The organism is Mycobacterium innocens (assembly GCF_900566055.1).
Classification (GTDB): domain Bacteria; phylum Actinomycetota; class Actinomycetes; order Mycobacteriales; family Mycobacteriaceae; genus Mycobacterium; species Mycobacterium innocens.
On the sequence record NZ_UPHQ01000031.1, the window covers coordinates 1 to 18182 of the forward strand.

Genomic DNA, 18182 nt, shown 5'->3' on the forward strand with positions numbered 1-18182 from the left:
GGGTGGCCTCCGCGCGGCTGGTCAGGGTCCATTCGGCGATCGCATGCGAGAGTTTGCCGCCCAGTTCTGCGGCGCTGGCTTGGCGGGCCAGGTGGTTGATCAGCTGATGCTCGGGCACCGGTAGGCGCCGGCGCACGGTTTCGCAGCGCCCCAGCAGCGTCAACCACTGCGCGGTGCTCAACGCATCAAAGTTCAGGCCCATCACCGCATCCAGCGCCGCATCCAACCCGTCGAAGGCCGCCGTGATCGCCTGCCAGTCCATGAAGCCAACCTATCGGCGGGCACCGACAAAAACCGGGCAGAAAGTGCCCGCCCAACAACCGATTCCACATTTCACTCAGAGCGAACATCGCACCGGACTTGCCGTGACCACCACACCAGTCGCACGACAGACCCAACACCCAATGTGCCCGCCTATCCGCGACAACCCCAGCAGCGCAACGGATCTGTCGCTACAAGCCGGGCACAACGCCTACCCCCAACCCCCAGTGACTCAAGTGACCCAAGTGACCAGGCTTACCCGCGCGCGACACCCAACCGGGACTACACGAGTAGCGGCACTAGATGCCATAGTCAGGTAATTCGAAGTCGTCGCGCACGCTGCCCGCGGAAAACGTTGCCGGCGGCCGGAAGTTCATCGTGCGCAGCGCCATATTACGCAACCACAGGCCGAATCGGGTCCGGGTTGCAAAGTACCCGATGAACTTGGTCGCAGCGGCTTGCTTGCTTTCGACGAAAGGACGCAGCCGCGCCGCGTAGGCTTCGAAGGCCCGGCGATGGTCGCCACCGGCGCGCTCGAGCTCCCCGGCCAGCACGTACGCCTCGGTCATCGCCAAGCCGGTACCCTCGCCGCCGAGCAGCGAGATGCACCCGGCCGCATCGCCGATAAGCAGCTCCCGATCGCGAGACCAACTCTCCATCCGGATCTGGCTGACGACGTCGAAGTAGAGGTCGTCGACATCGCCGAGCGTTGCCAGGATCTCTCGGCATTCCCAGCCGGCCCCGCCGAACTCGTTGCGCAGTTGATCTTTTGGCGCCTCACCGACGCTGTCGTGCTCGGCGCGGAAGATGAACAAGAATATCGTGCGGTCGCCGCGCAGCGCGGAACGGCCCACCTGTCTGCCGGGAATGTTGTAGGTGACGTAGCTCAGGTCGTCGCGTGGCCGGTAGCCGTCCACGACCCAGGCTGCGACCTTGCAGCCGAGGTAATGCTCATAGTTGCGCTCCGGGCCGAGGACCAGTCCGCGTACATTGGAATGCAGTCCGTCGGCACCAATGACCAGGTCGAAATCCATTGGGGGGCTGGTGCAGAAGGCCAGCCGGACACCGTCCTGGTGCTGATCGGCGGCAGTGATGCTGTCGTCGAATATCGTTTCGACCTTGCCATCGACCTTGCCATCGATCGTGGCGTAGATTGCGGCGGCCAGATCGCCGCGCGGCAGGCTGGTGAAATCGTCACCGAGAATGCGGCGAAAGACGTCGACACATCCACGTCGGTTTTGATCTTGCCGTTGGAGCCGACCGAGCGCAGGCGCTCGATCCGGTATCCGGCAGCACGGACCGGGTCATCGATGCCCATGCGTTTGGCCACCTGGTAGCCGACGCCCCAGAAGTCGATTACGTAGCCGCCGGTGCGGAATTTCGGCGCCTGTTCGACCAGCGTCGGGGTATGGCCGGTGCGATGCAGCCAGTATGCGAGCGCCGCTCCCGCCACCCCGGCACCGCGGATCGCTACTTGCATACTGCAATTGTGCCCTGTGGCACAATTCGATCCAAGGCCGTGCCTGCCGGCGCCCAATCGGATCCGACAAGCCCGCTTGCCGCCACCCGGCTAAGATCGCCGTCAGCAATCAACCTGCCGGTTCTTCGAAGAAGTGCGCCAGGAGGCCCCGATGACTGCGATCGATCCCACCCCACTCAGCAAGCGGTACCTCATCGTCGACGGCAAGCGGATGGCCTACCACGAGACCGGGGAGGGCCGACCGGTCGTATTCCTTCATGGCAACCCGACGTCGTCGTACTTGTGGCGCAACATCATTCCGCACGTTTTCGATCGCGGTCGCTGCCTCGCGCCCGATCTCATCGGCCACGGCGACTCGGACAAACTCGACGACACCGGTCCGGGCAGTTACCGCTTCACCCAGCACCGCCACTATCTCGAGGGACTTCTTGATCAGCTCGACCTCGGCGACGATGTCGTCCTGGTCGTCCACGACTGGGGCTCCGCCCTCGGCTTCGACTGGGCCAACCGCCACCGCGACCGCGTCAGCGGCATCGCTTTCATGGAAGCGATCGTCCGGCCACTCACCTGGGCCGAGTGGCCTGAGGCCGTGACCGAAATTTTTCAGGGGTTTCGCTCCGATGCGGGAGAACAGATGGTCATCGAGAAGAACCTGTTTGTCGAGGCGGTACTGCCCGGCGCGATTCTGCGCAGCCTCACACCCGCGGAGCATGACGAGTACCGACGCCCGTTCACCGAGCCGGAACACCGCCGGCCGACCCTCACCTGGCCGCGCGAGATCCCGATCGAAGGCGAGCCCGCCGACGTCCACCAGATCGTTGCCGGCTACGCCCAGTGGCTGCCCGCAACTGACTTTCCGAAGCTTTTCGTCAACGCCGACCCCGGAGCCATTCTCACGGGGCCGCAGCGCGAGTTCTGTCGTAGCTGGGCCAATCTCACCGAGGTGACGGTGCGTGGCAGTCACTTCATTCAGGAGGACAGCCCGCACGAGATTGGGCAAGCGATAGCCGATTGGCTCGCCACACTCGACTGAGCGAGCGCGGCTACGGCACGGGTCGGTTAATGTTCGAAACGTGACGGCGCCGACGCGGGCGAAGCTGGCCGATGGCCGTGACATCTTGTTCTTCGCGTTGCCCGGTCACCCTCCGCAACCAGTTCCCGATCGTCGGCCGCTGCCGCCGCGGGACAAGCAACATTCGGAGTTGCGGTTCGACCGGACTACCGGGCAGTGGGTGATCATCGCGGCGTTGCGTCAAGACCGCACCTACAAGCCGCCGCCCGATCAGTGCCCGCTGTGTCCGGGTCCGACGGGGTTGACCAGCGAGGTGCCCGCGCGCGACTACGACGTCGTCGTCTTCGAGAACCGGTTCCCGAGCCTGTCCGGCGCCGGCGGACTCTCACCGGTCGGCGACGGCTTCGCCTCGGCGCCGGGCCACGGCCGCTGTGAGGTGATCTGCTTCTCCGGCAACCACACCGGGTCGTTCGCCGGCCTGCAGGCGCCGCACGCACGCCTCGTCGTCGAGGCGTGGCGGCATCGTACCGCCGAACTGCTGAGTCAGCCGGGCATCGAGCAGGTGTTCTGCTTCGAGAATCGCGGCGAGGAGATCGGTGTGACGCTGACCCATCCGCACGGTCAGATCTACGGCTACCCTTATCTGACCCCGCGGACGGCGACCATGCTGCATCAGGCACGCGAGCATCGAATACGCCACGGCAACAACCTGTTCCACGACCTGCTGGCCCATGAGGTGGCCGACGGCGGTCGTATCATCGCTCGCAGTGACCTGTTCACCGCGTTCGTGCCGTTCGCCGCGCGCTGGCCCGTCGAGGTGCACATCTACCCGAACCGGTTCGTGCCCAGCCTCATCGAACTCGACGCTGACGAGCTGGACGGATTCGCGCAGCTTTATCTCGACGTGCTGCGCCGCTTCGACCGCATGTATCCCAGCCCGCTGCCGTACATTTCGGCGCTGCACCAATACACCGACGCGCAGCCGGAGGGCTACTTTCACGTCGAGCTGATGTCGATTCGCCGCAGCGCCGCCGCGCTGAAATACCTGGCGGGCTCGGAGTCGGCGATGGATGCGTTCATCAGCGACGTGACGCCGGAAAGTGTCGCCGAGCGGCTGCAAGAACTTGCGTGACGGTCCGCTACGCCGCGCCGGGGCGGATCAACCTGATCGGCGAGCACACCGACTACAACCTCGGCTGGGCGTTGCCAATCGCGCTGCCGCAGCGCACGGTGGTGACGTTCGCGCCCGACCGTGGCGACGTGATCACGGTGAGCAGCGACCGCATGGACGCCGCGATGCGCATACCGCTGGACACCGCCCCCGGTGGGGTGACCGGCTGGGCAGGCTATGTGGCCGGGGTGATCTGGGCGCTGCGCGGTGCCGGCCATCCGGTGCCCGGGGGAGCGATGTCGATCACCAGCGACGTCGAGATCGGTTCCGGGCTCTCGTCCTCCGCCGCGCTGGAATGCGCCGTCCTGGGCGCGATCACATCCGCGGCGGGTGTCCGCATCGACCGCATCGAGCAGGCCCGGCTCGCGCAGCGCGCCGAGAACGACTACGTCGGCGCGCCAACGGGTTTGCTCGACCAATTGGCCGCACTGTACGGGGAGCCGTCGACGGCGCTGCTGATCGACTTCCGTGACCTCGCCATCCGCCCGGTGCTCTTCGACCCCGACGCGTCTGGGATCACGCTGTTGCTGATCGACTCCCGGGCCCGGCATCGTCACGCCGCCGGTGAATACGCGCAACGCCGCGCGTCATGTGAGCGGGCAGCCGCGGTTCTGCAGGTCTCGTCATTGCGCGACATCGGCGACGTCTCGGCGCTGGCCGCGATCGGCGACCCGCTCGACGCCCGGCGTGCCCGCCATGTGCTCACCGAGAACCACCGCGTGCTGGATTTCGTTGCCGCGCTGGCTATTTCGGATTTTGCAGAGGCGGGCCGGCTGCTCACTGCCTCACATGCGTCCATGCGCGACGACTTCGAGATCACCACCGAACACCTCGATTTGATCGCCGACACCGCGGTGCGCAGCGGTGCGCTGGGCGCCCGGATGACCGGCGGCGGGTTCGGCGGCTGCGTGATCGCCCTGGTGCCGGATGGCCGGGTGGGTGACGTCGATCAGGCGGTGCGACGGATGGTGCACGACGCCGGCTACGAACAGCCGCTGGTCAGCCGGACCCATGCCGCTGCGGGCGCGGGTCCCGGTTGAGACCCTGCTCGGCTTGTTGGAAGTCGCGGCAGAGCCGACCCGTCGACGACGCCGACGCCGCGGCAGCAAAGCCGGCGGCGGAAGGCGGTCAGGTGATCGCAGCGCCGTTCGATATTCCGACGGTGGGACGCCCGGCCGTCTTGTCCGACTCGCGGAGGGCCGTATTTCAGCGTGCTGGAGCCCGCGTCACAATAGGGCCTTGCGCGCGTTGAGGAAGTAATCGACTGCGGTAGCGTCAAGAATCTTGATCTATCGATGCCGAGGGACTGCTCGCAGTATGAAAATGTGGATACAGATTCGAGACCGCGACGACGATGCCGAGTTCCCGGACGGAGCCACCTATGAAGTGCTCACCGGCGGCGTGCTGAAGGTCCTCAGCGGCAACGATATTCATCTCTACAGTCCGTCATACTGGCAGGAGGTGACGATCGATACCCGGCCTGCGGATCAGCACGCCAACCAAGGCGACGAGCTGGATGACGATCTGAAATGGCAATGATGCCGCCGCGATGCCGCCCCCGAGCCGGCAGAACCGGAACGGCGGCCGAGGGACTTTCGGCCACCAGAGGTAGTGGCCTACTGCCCTCCCGCCAGTGCGCCGGATGAGCGGACGATTGGACTCGTGCGAGGAAGGGGGTTGTTGATGAAGGCAAATGTCGGAGACTGGCTGGTGATCAAGGGCACGACAATCGACCGACCGGACCACCGGGGGTTGATCATCGAGGTGCACTCAGCCGATGGTTCACCGCCCTACGTCGTGCGATGGCTCGACACCGATCACGTGGCGACGGTGATCCCCGGTCCGGACGCCGTCGTCGTCACCGCAGCGGAGCAGAAGGCGGCCGACGTGCGGGCCCAGCATCGGTTCGGGGCGGTGCAGTCGGCGATTATGCACGGCAAGCGCACGTAGGCAGCATCGGCACGGGCGATGGAGTCGGCCATGGCGGTCCGATGGCCGGCACAAGTTCGGCGCCGAGACGCAACGTTGGTGCCGTTCGATATCGCACGGATCGAGGCCGCGGTATCGCGGGCCGCCCGTGAGGTGGCTTACGACGACCCCGACATGCCGGCCACGATCGCCAGGGCCGTTGCCGACACATTGGGTCCTCGGATCGCGTCCGTTGAGCGCGTTGGGGACTTCGTCGAGGCACGGCTGGGAGAAGCAGGTCTCGACGATGTTGCCCGTGCGTACATCATCTACCGGCAGCGCCGCGCCGAACTGCGTGCGGGCAAGGCATTGCTCGGAGTGCGTGACGAGCTGAAGCTGAGTCTGGCGGCCGTGACGGTCCTGCGAGAACGTTATCTGCTGCGCGACGCGCGGGGCCGGCCCACCGAGTCGACGGGCGAGATGATGGACCGGACGGCGCATTGTGTGGCCGCCGCCGAGGACGAGTACCGGACCGGCTCGTCGGCGCAGTGGGCCGAGCGGTTTGCGACGTTGTTGCGCAACCTCGAATTCCTGCCGAATTCGCCCACCCTGATGAACGCCGGCACCGACCTGGGGCTGCTCGCCGGCTGTTTCGTTCTGCCGGTTGAGGATTCGCTGCGGTCGATCTTTGCGACCCTGGGACAGGCCGCGGAGGTGCAGCGAGCCGGCGGCGGCACCGGATACGCGTTCAGTCGCGTGCGGCCCGCCGGGGACCGGGTGGCCAGCACCGGCGGCACGGCCAGCGGCCCGGTCTCGTTCCTGCGGCTTTACGACACCGCCGCGAGTGTCGTCTCGATGGGCGGCCGGCGCCGCGGCGCCTGCATGGCGGTGCTCGATGCGTCGCATCCCGATATCTGCGACTTCATCACCGCCAAAGCCGAATCACCCAGCCATCTCACCCATTTCAACTTGTCGGTCGGCGTCGACGACGCGTTCCTGCGCGGCGTAGAGCGCGGCGGCGCACACCGACTGGTCAATCCGCGCACCGGCAAGACCGTCGCACGCATGCCCGCGGCCGAACTGTTCGACGCGATCTGCCAAGCCGCGCACGCCTGCGGCGACCCCGGACTGGTGTTTCTCGACACGATCAATCGGGCCAATCCGGTGCCGGCACGCGGCCGGATAGAGGCGACCAACCCGTGTGGCGAGGTGCCGCTGCTGCCGTACGAGTCCTGCAACCTCGGCTCCATCAACCTGGCCCGGATGATCACCAATGGACACCTCGACTGGGACCGTCTCGGTGCGGTCACCGAAGTGGCGGTGCGGTTCCTCGACGACGTCATCGACGTCAGCCGCTATCCCTTTCCCGAACTGGCCGAGGCGGCCCGCGCCAGCCGCAAGATCGGGCTGGGAATCATGGGTTTGGCGGAACTGCTTGCCACACTGGGCATTCCGTACGACAGTGACGAGGGCGTGCGGCTGGCCGGCCAGGTCATGCGCCGCGTCCAGCGGCACGCGCACCTGGCGTCGAGGCGGCTGGGCGAGGACCGGGGCACCTTCCCGGCGTTCGCCGACAGCCGGCTGGCCCGTTCCGGGCCGCGGCGCAACGCGCAGGTCACCTCTGTCGCCCCGACCGGCACCATCTCACTGATCGCCGGCACCACCGCCGGGATCGAGCCGATGTTCGCCATCGCCTTCACCCGCGCCATCGTCGGCAGGCACCTGCTCGAGGTGAACCCGTGCTTCGACCGGCTGGCCCGCGATCAGGGCTTCTACCGTGACGAGCTGGTCGCCGAGATCGCACAGCGCGGCGGGGTTCGTGGCTATCCGCGGCTGCCCGCCGAGGTGCGCGCGGCCTTCCCGACCGCGGCCGAGATCGCGCCGCAGTGGCACTTGCGCATGCAGGCCGCGGTGCAGCGCCACGTCGACGCCGCGGTATCCAAGACGGTCAACCTGCCCGCCGCCGCAACGGTCGACGACGTCCGGGCCGTCTATCTGTCCGCGTGGCGGGCCAAGGTCAAGGGCATCACGGTGTATCGCTACGGCAGCCGGGAACGGCAGGTGTTGTCCTACGCCGCGCCGGAACCGGTGCTGGCTCGGGCCGACACCGAGTTCAGCGGCGGCTGCGCCGGGCGGTCCTGCGAATTCTGACCTTGCCCTCGGCTGCCCTCGGCTTGCGTGATGACCTTTGGCCCTGGCACGCATGCAGATTCGCGGCGTAGTAAGGAGGGCATGCGCCACGAGACAGAATTACCACCAGACATCGAGGTCGACGTGACCACCCGCGGCGACCTTCCCGGAGCGGCCGATTACGCACGCGCCAAAATCGGCCAACTCGGACGGCTCGCCCACCGGCCGGTGCTGCACGCCCGCGTCCGGGTTACCGAGCATTGTGACCCGGCGGTGGAGCGGCCCGTGGTCGCGCAGGGCAACCTGGACGTCGACGGCCGGCTGGTGCGGGCCCAAGCTCAGGGGGAGACCGCGCAGGAAGCGATCGATCTGCTCGAGTCCCGATTGCGGCATCAGCTGGAACGGGTCGCCGAACATTGGGAGGCACGGCGGGGCGAGCAACCGGCAGCCGGTCCGCACGAGTGGCGCCATCTATCCGAGCCCAGCCACCGGCCGAGCCACTTTCCCCGTCCGGCCGACGAACGCCGCGTCATCCGGCGCAAGTCGTTCACCATGGCGCCCTGCACGGTCGACGAGGCCGCGCTCGAAATGAACCTGCTCGACTACGACTTTCATCTGTTCACCGAGATTGGCACCGCCACCGCGGGCGTCCTTTACCGCGGTGGTCCGACGGGCTACCGCCTCGCGCTGGTGGCCCCGGCGCCCGCCGATCAGCTCAGTCCGTTCGAGCTCGACGTGACCATCAGCGCGCAGCCGGCGCCATGCCTGAGCCTCGAGGAGGCCACCGAGCGGCTGAGCCTACTCGGGCTGCCGTTCCTGTTCTTCATCGATGCCGCCCAGGGCCGCGCCAGCGTCTTGTATCACCGCTACGACGGTCATTACGGGTTGATCACCCCGGCAGGCTAACGGCCTAATACGTCCCGATTTCCTGTTCGGGTAGCAGGGCGCCGGTCGCTTCGAAGACCACTCGCCTGCCGATCTCGACGGCGTGGTCGGCGAAGCGCTCGTAGAAGCGGCCCAGCAAAGCGATGTCGACAGCGCTCTTGACCCCGTGCTTCCAGTCGCGATCCATCACTGTGGTCAAGAGCTGTCGGTGCAGCTCATCCATCTCGTCGTCTTGTTCGCGAATGTGGGCTGCCATATCGGTATTACGGGTCATTATCACTTCCTGCGCGCAATGCGCCAGCTCTACTGCCGCCCTGCCCATTTCGGCGAAATGATGCTCAACGTCGGTGGGCAGCACGTGGTCTGGCTGTCGCCGCTGGACGATCTTGGCGACGTGCACCGCCAGCGCGTCCATCCGGTCCAGGTCGGCGACGACCTGAATGGAGCCGACGATGCTGCGTAGCTCGCCGGCCACCGGCTGCTGCAGCGCCAGCAAGCTGACGGCGCTATCTTCGGCACGCTTTCGCAGCGCCGCCATGTGGTCGTGGTCGCTGATGACCTGTAGCGCAGCGGCGGCGTCGGCCTGCAACAGCGCCCGCGTCGCACGCTCCATCGCGGCCGCGGTCATACCGCAGAGCCGAGCCAGCTGATCAGCCAGGTCGGTGAGTCGCTCATGGTAGACGGTTCGCATGGTCTTGTGCCCTTCTTGTGTGGTCAGCCTTTAACGACTCCCAGCGGCACCAGCCGCGCAACCTTACGCGCCAGCCCGGCGCGGTCGCTGGTCTCGATGACGGCGTCGATGTCCTTGTATGCCTCGGGCTTCTCTTCGGCCAGCCCCCGCCACGAGCTGGCGCGAACGAGGATGCCGGCCCGTTCCAGGTCTCTGCGTAGCGCGTCGGCGTCGGTGTGGCGGGCCGCCTGGTGCCGACTCTGCACTCGGCCGGCTCCATGCGCGGTCGAGAAGAATGCCGGGTTGTCCGGCACTCCCGTCAAGACGTAGGAGGCAGTGCCCATGGTGCCCGGGATCAGCACCGGCTGGCCGACCGCGCTCAGGTCGGGCGGTACGTCGGCATGGTGCGGCGGCAGCGAGCGCGTCGCGCCCTTGCGGTGCACACAGACGGTGCGCAACCGGCCGTCGACTGGATGCTCTTCGAGCTTGGCCAGGTTGTGCGACACGTCGTACAACACGTCCAGCGTCGTGGCGATTTCTTGTTCGAACACGCGACGGGCCGCCTCGGTCAACAGTTGACGGTTGGCGCGTCCGTAGTTGGCCGCGGCTGCCATGGCGGCCAGATACGCCCGGCCCTCGCGGGAATCGACCGGAACGCATGCCAGCTGTCGGTCGGGCACCTCAATGCCGAAGCGGCCCATGGCATTTTCCATCTGTCGGACGTGATCGGTGCAGATCTGATGCCCCAGCCCCCGGGAGCCGGTGTGGATCATGACGCAGACCCTGCCCGCGGCCAGCCCCATGCTGGCGGCGGCGTCGTCGTCGTAGATGCGATCGACGGCCTGCACCTCGAGGAAATGGTTGCCAGAACCCAGGCTGCCGATCTGCCCGAGGCCGCGTTCTATCGCGCGATCACTGACGGTGGCCGCGTCGGCGCCGTCGAGCATGCCGCCGTCTTCGCAGCGCTGCAAGTCCCGGGTGACTCCGTGGCCCTGCTCCACCGCGAAGCGGGCGCCGCCGGTGAGGACCTGCTCCAGCGCGCGGCGGTCCGGCAGGCGCCACACACCCTTGGTGCCGACTCCGCGCGGTATCGTCGCGTCGAGGCGGTCCATCACCGCCCGGATCCGTGGCTGCAGCCGGTCGCGGTCCAGCTCCGGGCTCACCAGCAGACGGACCCCGCAGGAAATGTCGAATCCGACGCCGCCGGGGGAGACGACGCCGCCGTCGTCAATATCCGTTGCGGCCACGCCGCCGATCGGGAAACCGTATCCCCAGTGCACGTCGGGCATCGCAAAAGAGGCCCGGACGATGCCCTGCAGGGTCGCCACATTGGCCACCTGAGCCAGCGCCATGTCACCGCTCGCGTCTGGCAGCAGCTCGCGGGAGGCGAACACGATCCCCGGCACCCGCATGGCGCCTTCTTGTTCGATCCGCAACCGGTATGGAGTCTCTTCGATCAGCTTCATCAGGCTGCTCCGTCAGACGTCCAGAGTTAGCGAGCATCGCCAGCCATGTTCACCGCGTACCAGGCGAAGCTCGTTGAGCGACACCGCCTTTGGGACCGCTCCCACCTGAGGAACCGCACCGGCATCGACCATCTCCAGCGTCATGTCGACACCGCCGTCCGCCTCGCTGAGTCTAACGTCGACCGGGGCCTGGCCGGTCGTGTCCAACAGGTAGATGACCTCCTCCAGCGCGGCGACCAGCAGGCGGTCGTCGCTATTCGCGGTCACCCGGCGATGCCGAGTCTCTGGCGCCGTGGCCGAGGAGGTGTCCAGAAAACTCTCCACCGCGCCGAGCACCGCTTGCCTGATACACCCGTCGCGGGTGGGCGCCCACGCCTCGATGCGGAGATCCGCCGTGTGGGGGACGCTTCGATGCCCTGCTTTGTTTTGCGCCATGGTCTTTACCACCTACCCGGTGGTGACGACCCGGCTCAGGTGGTCGATGAACCAGTCGCACGCCAAGTTCGCGACCCGTTCTAGGGTGCCCGGTTCTTCGAACAGGTGCGTCGCGCCGGGTACTACCGCGAGCTCACAAGGCCCCGGGATCACCGCTTGCGCCTGTCGGTTCAGCTCGAGGACTACGCGATCGCGTCCACCCACGATCAGTAGGGTCGGGACCGTAACGTTCGCCAGCGAGCCACCCGCGAGATCGGGCCGACCGCCGCGGGACACCACCGCCCGTACCTTTACTCGCGGATCGGTAGCCGCAACCAGCGCCGCGCCCGCTCCGGTGCTCGCGCCGAAGTAGCCGACCGGCAGGGCTGCGGTGTCGGGCTGGGTGGCCAGCCAACCGGTCACGTCAACGAGCCGGGACGCCAAGAGCTCGATGTCGAAGACGTTGGCGCGGTTGCGTTCTTCTGCGGGCGTGAGCAAATCGAACAGCAGCGTGCCAAGTCCGGCGCCGTTCAAGACATCTGCGACGTACCGATTGCGCGGACTGTGCCGGCTGCTTCCACTTCCGTGTGCGAAAACTACTATTCCCCTGGTGTTTTCAGGGATAATCAGGTGTCCGGACACCGACACGGGGCCTGCGAGCACCCGGACTTCCTCGTCACGCAAGGGTGGGTCTACGGCATCGATCGCCGCTGCCGAGGCAAAGTCGTTCCGGGCGCGATCGAGGAGCGCGATCACCTCGTCGTCCGAGGTCTGGGCGAAGTTGCGGTAACCCTGTCCGACGGCGAAGAACAGCGGCGGGGTTTGCAGGCACACCACCTCGTCGGCATATCCGGCGAATCGCGCGACGAGGTCGTCGGGGCCGATGGGAACGGCCAGGATCACTGTTTTGGCCCCGTGCGCGCGGGCGACCTGGCAGCCTGCCTTAGCCGTCGCGCCGGTCGCGATACCGTCATCGACAATCACCGCGATCCGCCCGGTGAGTGGGATCCGTTCACGTCCGCCACGGAAGCGTTCCGCGCGACGTCGCAGTTCGATCCGCTGGGCGCGTTCGACGGCTTCCATGTCTTCATCTTCGAGGTTTGCCGCGTGTACCACGCTGTCGTTCAGCACCCGCACGCCATCTTCCCCGATGGCTCCAAAGGCCAATTCTGGTTGGAACGGCACGCCGAGCTTGCGCACCACGAGCACGTCCAGTGGTGCCTGCAGCGCCTTGGCGACCTCGAAGGCCACCGGCACCCCACCGCGCGGCAGGCCGAGGACGACGACGCCTCGGCCGTACAGATGCTTGAGACGCTGCGCTAACTGCCGTCCCGCGTCGCTGCGATCCTCAAATGGCCTCATCTGCCGAGTGTGTCGCGATCTAACGCCCAGCGGAATGGAATTAGGTCCCTTGGGTGACTGACCACGGTCCCTTCGAGACCGGCGGCGTCGCGCAGCCGGCAGGGACGAACGACTGCTGAGATCGGTGACATGTTGTCGTCCCACTGGCTTTTTGCGGCGTTAGTGGTGACTTTCGGCCCCTGGCGGGTGGAATGGCAGCCGGTGTGTGCTGGAGACAGACGCGAGGAGGTAGTCATGCCCGCCAATACGAAGGTTTCGGCGCTGGACCATGCGATACATGTTGCGCATACGTGGGTTAACGAAGTGGCCAATGAATTCGACACCGATGATCGCGAGTTCGCCTATGGAGTGCTGCGGGCATGGCTGCATACACTTCGGGATCGGCTTCCAGTGGAGGCGGCCGCGCACTTTGCGGCCCAACTGCCGGACTTGATCAGGGGTGTCTTCTACGCGGGCTGGGATCCCGGCGGCGTCCCGGTGAAGTACAACGCTGAGGCCTACATTGCCCGGTTTGCCCGTGAGGCGAACATCTCCCTCAGGGACGTCGACAAGGCGGCTGGTGCGGTTACCGCCGCTCTACTGCATTTCCTGCCACCCCCCCAGGTGGCCAAGGCTCTGGATCAGCTCCCGAACGAAATCCGGGTGCTGCTGCAGCCGCAGGCGTAGTCGCGGCAGAACTTCGGATGCGTATAAAGTTCTGGGTCGGAAGTATTTCACCGCCGACCTTCCAAACAGGGTCGATCTACGCGCCGATCAACGTTCGGCAGATGACTTAGCCGTATGCCTTCCGTCGGTGAGCCGCACGACATATGTGCGGTCGGCACGGTGATACTCAACCGTGCCGCCCTCGACGATCATCCCAACCAGCGCATTGCCGTCCTCGAAGAAGTACGCGTCGCCTTCTTGGCGCATGGAATCGATGTGGCAACCGGGCACAATCACGACGCTCCTGCGGGGATCATCGGTAAGGACCAGAATCCTCGCACCGCGTTCCACTGCTGTCTTCGCCGTTGCGTTCTGCCCCGCCTTCCTGGCTACGGGGTGCTTTACGGCCTTCTTTGCTTTGGCGGTCGTCTTCTTGGCGCTGGTCTTCTTCTGCGGCTTCTGTTGTTCCGTGGCGTGCTCAGCCATTGGTGTTGCCCTCTCTATGAATCACCGATTGCTGTAATGACGCAATGTCGCCACGGCCACGCCCGCTGTTCATTCCTCCTCCAGAAGCGTTGTCGGACAACACATTAGCATCGCCTGTGCCTGCCTTAAGCCCCTTCGGCGCACCTGTTCAGCGACTCGGGCGACTGGCTAGCTTGGCGGAACGTGTTCCCCGGGCCGTGGACATTCGCCGGGCACATGGATGAGAACTGCGCTGTCTTCGGACGTTGCGGCTTGGCCGCGGCGATGTACGGCGATGTAGAGCCATCCGGCTTCAATCGGCTGTCTGCAGCGTGCGCATTGCGGGTGGGCAACCATATGCTCCTCACTTCCCAGGCCTCGCTGTGTCCATCATTCGGTTCACGGGCGGGCGACTTCTCGTCTTCGATGAACACTCATAGCTTGCCATCTGCTACCGAGGGGTCAGCGGCTGGTGATTGCGTGCTGCGCGCAGATCGCTTTGACGAATTGGGCTATTGCGTGCTCCGGTAAGTGCCGGGCGATGTCGGCTTCGGAGACGATGCCCACCAGCCGGTGATCCTCGATGACCGGCAGCCGTCGCACCTGATGCTCTTCCATCACGTTGAGCATCGCTTCGATGCTGGCGTCGGCTTCGACGTGATAGGTGCTGCCCTGGGCCAGTTCGCCGGCGGTCATCGTGTTCGGGTCGTGGCCGGCGGCAATGCATTTGATGACGATGTCGCGGTCGGTGATCATGCCGTGCAGGCGGTCGTCGTCCCCGCAGATCGGCAGGGCGCCCACACCCAGATCACGCATGTGCCGGGCCGCAGCGGCGAGGGTCTCATGTTCGCCGACGCAGGTCGCTCCGGTGTGCATGATGTCTTTGGCGGTGCTCATGGCATTCCTCCTTCAACTTCGGTAACGCCAGGTTTTCGACGTTGCGGCAGCCTGAAATCTAGGGATGACGATCGCGCCGTTCTAGGGCCATTGGGCCTTCGCGGCGACGACGTTGGGCCCGGAACAGTGCCGCGCCGATGGGTGAGTCGGTTCCTGAGGCACCGCCGTCATCCGCTCGATGTCTCCGGGGAGGGATCCAGCTCCCGCAGCGAGGACAGTCGCACCGCCACCGCGCCGATCGATGATCATCGGGATGGCCAGCACGAAAAAGGTCCGACGCATTCCGGTGGTTTCGATGAGTGGGCCAGCCAGCAGGTACCCGGCCGGGCCGGCCGCATACGATAGCGAGGTCATGACACCGACGACGCGGCCCCGCGGCGGCGGTTTGATCTGCGCCACGTAGTTGTAGATCGGCGCGACCCGCCCGTAGACCAACCCGATGAGCCCGCACAGCAGCAAGAGCACGGCCAGCGGCGGCAAGAACGAGAACAATCCGGTACACGCACCGAGCATCAGCGAGTCGACGAGCGGCTCTCCCGCACGGTTGAACGAGGTGTTGATGAGGACCGGCACGCTGGTGAGTTCGCCAAACGCCTCAAGCAGGTCCCTAAGCCGGGGATTATCGGCGCGCGCAACGGTCTTCAGGCGTGCGCTTCCGTTGACGTGCGTCACGCCTCCGAGGGCCGCGCGCCGGTCGGGCCGCACCTCGACGACCACATTCATATGCGCCAGATTTGTGCGCCTGGCGGGCAGCTCGAACCATTCCGCGGCGCGCTCGATCTGCACTACCGGCGCGAGCGGGCGAAACTGCTCACGCCCCTTGAGTACGCGGTTGATGCGGTCACGCACGGCAGCACCATGGTCTCGAGCGCGCGCTGCAGTGCGGCGGCGAAGTCCGCGCACCAACGTTTCATCGGGGTGTTGCGGCGGCGGGCGCGCGCGATCAGTCCCGCACTGGACAGCCGTTCGAATTGTGCTGCGGGCGTGGTGAGCCGGTAGTCCCCGCCGGGCAGAAGCTCGAACGTCGAGGCAAACAGATCCCAATAGACCCCGGCGTCACCGTCGGCGGCGAGCGCCATTACCTTGCACTCTTCGAAAACCCCGAATCCGACGACACCGATCATCCGATGGTAGAAAAATCCGAGCGACTGTTCCAGCGTGAAGGTGCGCCGGATCACCGGACCGTGGTGGCCCCCGTCGGCGACCAATCCGGAGGCGTGCCCACCCCGTGCCGTCCTCCCCGATCCCGTCGAGCACCAGAATCAGCGACTCGTCAAAGGGCGCACACCGCAACGCGCTCCACGCGTGCGCCTCGTGGTGTGCGCAGAAGCGCAACTTGGGGGCGATCTCCCACCCGAGGTGGCGACGGAACAGGCCCGCGATCCAGGACACGCCGTCACGCTCGGTGGCGCGGGTATCTTCCAGTGTCATCCGTCGCGCGTATCCGTCGGCGAATGCTCGTGAGAAGCTGACGGCCACCGCGTCGACGTCCCTTTTGTGGCCGAAACCGGATCAGCTCGGCTGCAACCCCCGCATTGCCGTGCCGGAGTGCCGTATCCGCTCGAGCTCGCTCACCACCGCGTCGCTGACGACCACCGGATACGCGTCGCCGGCGTCCTCGAGTGAGCGAAGCCCCGACGGGAGCGCGTCGATCTGCTGGCGGGCCCGGTTGCGCGCGGCCCCCAAGTCGGACAGGTGCCGCGCGATGCGCCGGCCGTTGCTCATCACGGGTACCAGCAACGGCTCGCCGGGCAGCTTTTCGTCGTGCCGGCCGAGCAGATCGCCGGTGAAGACCCCATGCTCGAGGCTGCGGAATACCTGCTTGCGTCCCGGATAGATCACCTTGCCGCTGGACAACTTGGTGCGGCCGATGCCGTCGTATTCCACCAGCTTGTAGGCCATGTCGAGGGCGGGCGCGTCGGCCGCGACGACCAAGTTGGTGCCCACGCCGAAGCCGTCGATCGGGCAGCCTGCAGCCACCAGCGCGGCGATGCGGTGCTCGTCGAGGCCCGACGAGGCGAAGATCTCGACCCGGTTGAGACCCGCGGCGTCCAGCCGTGCGCGCGCTGCCGTCGACAGTGCGCCGAGGTCTCCCGAATCCAGCCGGACCGCCCGCACGTCGAAGCGATCGCCGAGTCGTCGCGCCAGCTCGATGACCCGATCGACGCCGCGCAGCGTGTCATAGGTGTCGACGAGCAGCGTGGTGCCGCGGTAGAGACGGGCGAACGTGTCGAAGGCGTCGATCTCGTTGTCGAAGGCTTGCACATAGCTGTGGGCCATCGTGCCGAACGCGGGAATCCCGTAGTGGCGGGCCGCCAGAAGATTCGACGTGCCGGCCGCACCGGCAAGGTAGCTGGTGCGCGCGACCTTCAGGGCCGCATCGGCGCCGTGAGCGCGCCGGGCGCCGAAGTCCACCACCGGCCGTCCGCGCGCGGCGCCGACCACCCGCGCGGCCTTGCTCGCGAGGACACTTTGCAGGTGAATCTGGTTCAGCACAAAGGTTTCGACGAGCTGCGCTTCGATGATCGGCGCGATCACCGCGACAATCGGCTCGTTCGGAAAGACCACGGTTCCTTCCGGCACCGCCCAGACCTCTCCGGTGAAGCGCACGCCGCCGAGCCACCGCAGGAAATCGTCGGAGAACTGGCCCAGGCCGCGCAGGTAGTCCAGATCCTGTTCGTCGAATCGAAACGATTCGAGGAAGTCGATCACGTCGGCCAAGCCGGCGGCGACGATGTACGACCGGCTCGGTGGGAGCTTGCGGAAGAACGTCTCGAAAACCGCTGTGCCCGACATTGCTTGGGTCCAGTAGGCCTGCGCCATCGCCACCTGATACAGGTCGGTGAACAGCGCCCCGATGTCCTGACGGATCGCCATGGCTGTCCGGTTACCCTCTGCCTCTCGACTCGTAACGTCCACGCCTGCGGACGAGAACCTCGAACATCATTGGTGTCCAGTTAATTTGGCAGGCCAGTGGCGCCACCGGCATCGGCTAGTGCGATTGCGGCGCGGGTTCGCCGTACCGATCCTTCCCGGACCTGGCCAACAGGTCGCCCCAGGCGCGGCTCACGGCGGCCATGACCGCGTCGTCAACGTCGTACGTCACGTCGTTCTCGGCGATCGCCACCAACCCGTGGGCCAATTCCATCGGGGCCACATTGTGCTGCTTGGCCGTTTGCACGATGTCGGTGAAGGCCTCGTCGAGGCTGCAATGCCGCAGCGCAACCAGCACACCCTCGGCGGCGCCGAGCCTTCGCTGGCCACCGCGGCGAGCATCGCGCGCGCGGTCGGTCTGTCGTAGTTCCACCGTGTGCTCCCTTGTTGGCGATGCTCTCGATAGTGGCCAGCGGTGTCGTGGTGTGGGCAGAGTCATAAGGCCCATCAACGTGGGGCCTAAGGGCACCCGGTGCCGGCCC

19 protein-coding genes and 1 pseudogene are annotated in these 18182 nt (G+C 66.3%); 8 read left to right on the forward strand and 12 right to left on the reverse strand.

Going from position 1 to position 18182, the window contains the following annotated elements:
* Nucleotides 1-262: DUF222 domain-containing protein (locus tag EET03_RS03390; protein WP_122508721.1), on the reverse strand; the 262-nt coding region annotated here is incomplete at its 3' end.
* Nucleotides 263-560: 298 nt separating this feature from the next.
* Nucleotides 561-1741, reverse strand: a pseudogene (locus EET03_RS03395) (FAD-binding domain).
* Nucleotides 1742-1892: 151 nt separating this feature from the next.
* Here EET03_RS03395 and EET03_RS03400 point away from each other — a divergent pair.
* The 7 genes from EET03_RS03400 to EET03_RS03435 all read left to right on the forward strand — a co-directional run bounded on the left by EET03_RS03400 (nucleotide 1893) and on the right by EET03_RS03435 (nucleotide 8868).
* A complete protein-coding gene (locus tag EET03_RS03400) occupies nucleotides 1893-2774 on the forward strand; it encodes a haloalkane dehalogenase (RefSeq protein ID WP_075544197.1) in 882 nt (293 codons plus the stop codon).
* A gap of 40 nt (nucleotides 2775-2814) precedes the next feature.
* Nucleotides 2815-3885, forward strand: coding sequence for a galactose-1-phosphate uridylyltransferase (gene galT, locus EET03_RS03405; RefSeq protein WP_075544192.1), 1071 nt, complete (start codon nucleotides 2815-2817; stop codon nucleotides 3883-3885).
* Nucleotides 3882-4964, forward strand: coding sequence for a galactokinase (locus EET03_RS03410; RefSeq protein ID WP_075544191.1), 1083 nt, complete (start codon nucleotides 3882-3884; stop codon nucleotides 4962-4964). Before galT ends, EET03_RS03410 begins: the two co-directional genes overlap by 4 nt.
* A 277-nt stretch (nucleotides 4965-5241) precedes the next feature.
* Nucleotides 5242-5463, forward strand: a complete 222-nt coding sequence (locus EET03_RS03420) for a hypothetical protein (RefSeq protein WP_075544190.1) — start codon at nucleotides 5242-5244, stop codon at nucleotides 5461-5463.
* Nucleotides 5464-5607: 144 nt separating this feature from the next.
* Nucleotides 5608-5874, forward strand: coding sequence for a DUF1918 domain-containing protein (locus tag EET03_RS03425; RefSeq protein ID WP_075544189.1), 267 nt, complete (start codon nucleotides 5608-5610; stop codon nucleotides 5872-5874).
* A gap of 30 nt (nucleotides 5875-5904) precedes the next feature.
* A complete protein-coding gene (locus EET03_RS03430; protein ID WP_075544196.1) occupies nucleotides 5905-7983 on the forward strand; it encodes an adenosylcobalamin-dependent ribonucleoside-diphosphate reductase in 2079 nt (692 codons plus the stop codon).
* 81 nt (nucleotides 7984-8064) lie between these two features.
* Nucleotides 8065-8868, forward strand: coding sequence for a ribosome hibernation promotion factor (locus tag EET03_RS03435; protein WP_075544188.1), 804 nt, complete (start codon nucleotides 8065-8067; stop codon nucleotides 8866-8868).
* A gap of 4 nt (nucleotides 8869-8872) precedes the next feature.
* On the opposite strand, the gene phoU is transcribed toward EET03_RS03435, so the two are convergent.
* Genes phoU through EET03_RS03455 form a run of 4 tightly spaced genes read right to left on the reverse strand, consistent with a single transcriptional unit; the run spans nucleotide 8873 to nucleotide 12759 of the window.
* Entirely contained in the window at nucleotides 8873-9538 is a 666-nt protein-coding gene (phoU, locus tag EET03_RS03440) for a phosphate signaling complex protein PhoU (protein ID WP_099193955.1), read from the reverse strand.
* Nucleotides 9539-9561: 23 nt separating this feature from the next.
* Nucleotides 9562-10983, reverse strand: a complete 1422-nt coding sequence (locus EET03_RS03445) for an RtcB family protein (RefSeq protein WP_099193956.1) — start codon at nucleotides 10981-10983, stop codon at nucleotides 9562-9564.
* Nucleotides 10984-10995: 12 nt separating this feature from the next.
* Nucleotides 10996-11418 (reverse strand): archease, encoded by a 423-nt coding sequence (locus tag EET03_RS03450; RefSeq protein WP_075544195.1) that lies wholly within the window; start codon nucleotides 11416-11418, stop codon nucleotides 10996-10998.
* Nucleotides 11419-11430: 12 nt separating this feature from the next.
* A complete protein-coding gene (locus EET03_RS03455; protein WP_075544185.1) occupies nucleotides 11431-12759 on the reverse strand; it encodes a phosphoribosyltransferase family protein in 1329 nt (442 codons plus the stop codon).
* Nucleotides 12760-12993: 234 nt separating this feature from the next.
* On the opposite strand from EET03_RS03455, the gene EET03_RS03460 reads away from it, so the two are divergent.
* Nucleotides 12994-13425 carry a DUF2267 domain-containing protein gene (locus EET03_RS03460; protein ID WP_063472551.1) on the forward strand — a complete coding sequence of 144 codons (432 nt, stop codon included), beginning with the start codon at nucleotides 12994-12996 and terminating at the stop codon, nucleotides 13423-13425.
* Between the two features lie 87 nt (nucleotides 13426-13512).
* Here the strand turns inward: EET03_RS03460 and EET03_RS03465 are convergent, their stop codons facing one another.
* The 6 genes from EET03_RS03465 to EET03_RS03490 form a co-directional block, all read right to left on the reverse strand.
* Entirely contained in the window at nucleotides 13513-13890 is a 378-nt protein-coding gene (locus EET03_RS03465; RefSeq protein ID WP_081255096.1) for a hypothetical protein, read from the reverse strand.
* A 441-nt stretch (nucleotides 13891-14331) separates the two neighbouring features.
* Nucleotides 14332-14766, reverse strand: a complete 435-nt coding sequence (locus EET03_RS03470) for a CBS domain-containing protein (RefSeq protein WP_063472537.1) — start codon at nucleotides 14764-14766, stop codon at nucleotides 14332-14334.
* Nucleotides 14767-14847: 81 nt separating this feature from the next.
* Complete coding sequence (locus EET03_RS03475; protein WP_208648986.1) at nucleotides 14848-15615, reverse strand: carbamoyltransferase C-terminal domain-containing protein; 768 nt, start codon at nucleotides 15613-15615, stop codon at nucleotides 14848-14850.
* Entirely contained in the window at nucleotides 15552-15944 is a 393-nt protein-coding gene (locus EET03_RS30670; protein WP_244232225.1) for a hypothetical protein, read from the reverse strand. The genes EET03_RS03475 and EET03_RS30670 overlap by 64 nt, the downstream gene beginning before the upstream one ends.
* Before the next feature lie 334 nt (nucleotides 15945-16278).
* A complete protein-coding gene (locus tag EET03_RS03485; protein WP_099193957.1) occupies nucleotides 16279-17643 on the reverse strand; it encodes a nicotinate phosphoribosyltransferase in 1365 nt (454 codons plus the stop codon).
* Nucleotides 17644-17758: 115 nt separating this feature from the next.
* Nucleotides 17759-18073, reverse strand: a complete 315-nt coding sequence (locus EET03_RS03490; protein WP_063472533.1) for an ANTAR domain-containing protein — start codon at nucleotides 18071-18073, stop codon at nucleotides 17759-17761.
* Between the last annotated feature and the right edge of the window lie 109 nt (nucleotides 18074-18182).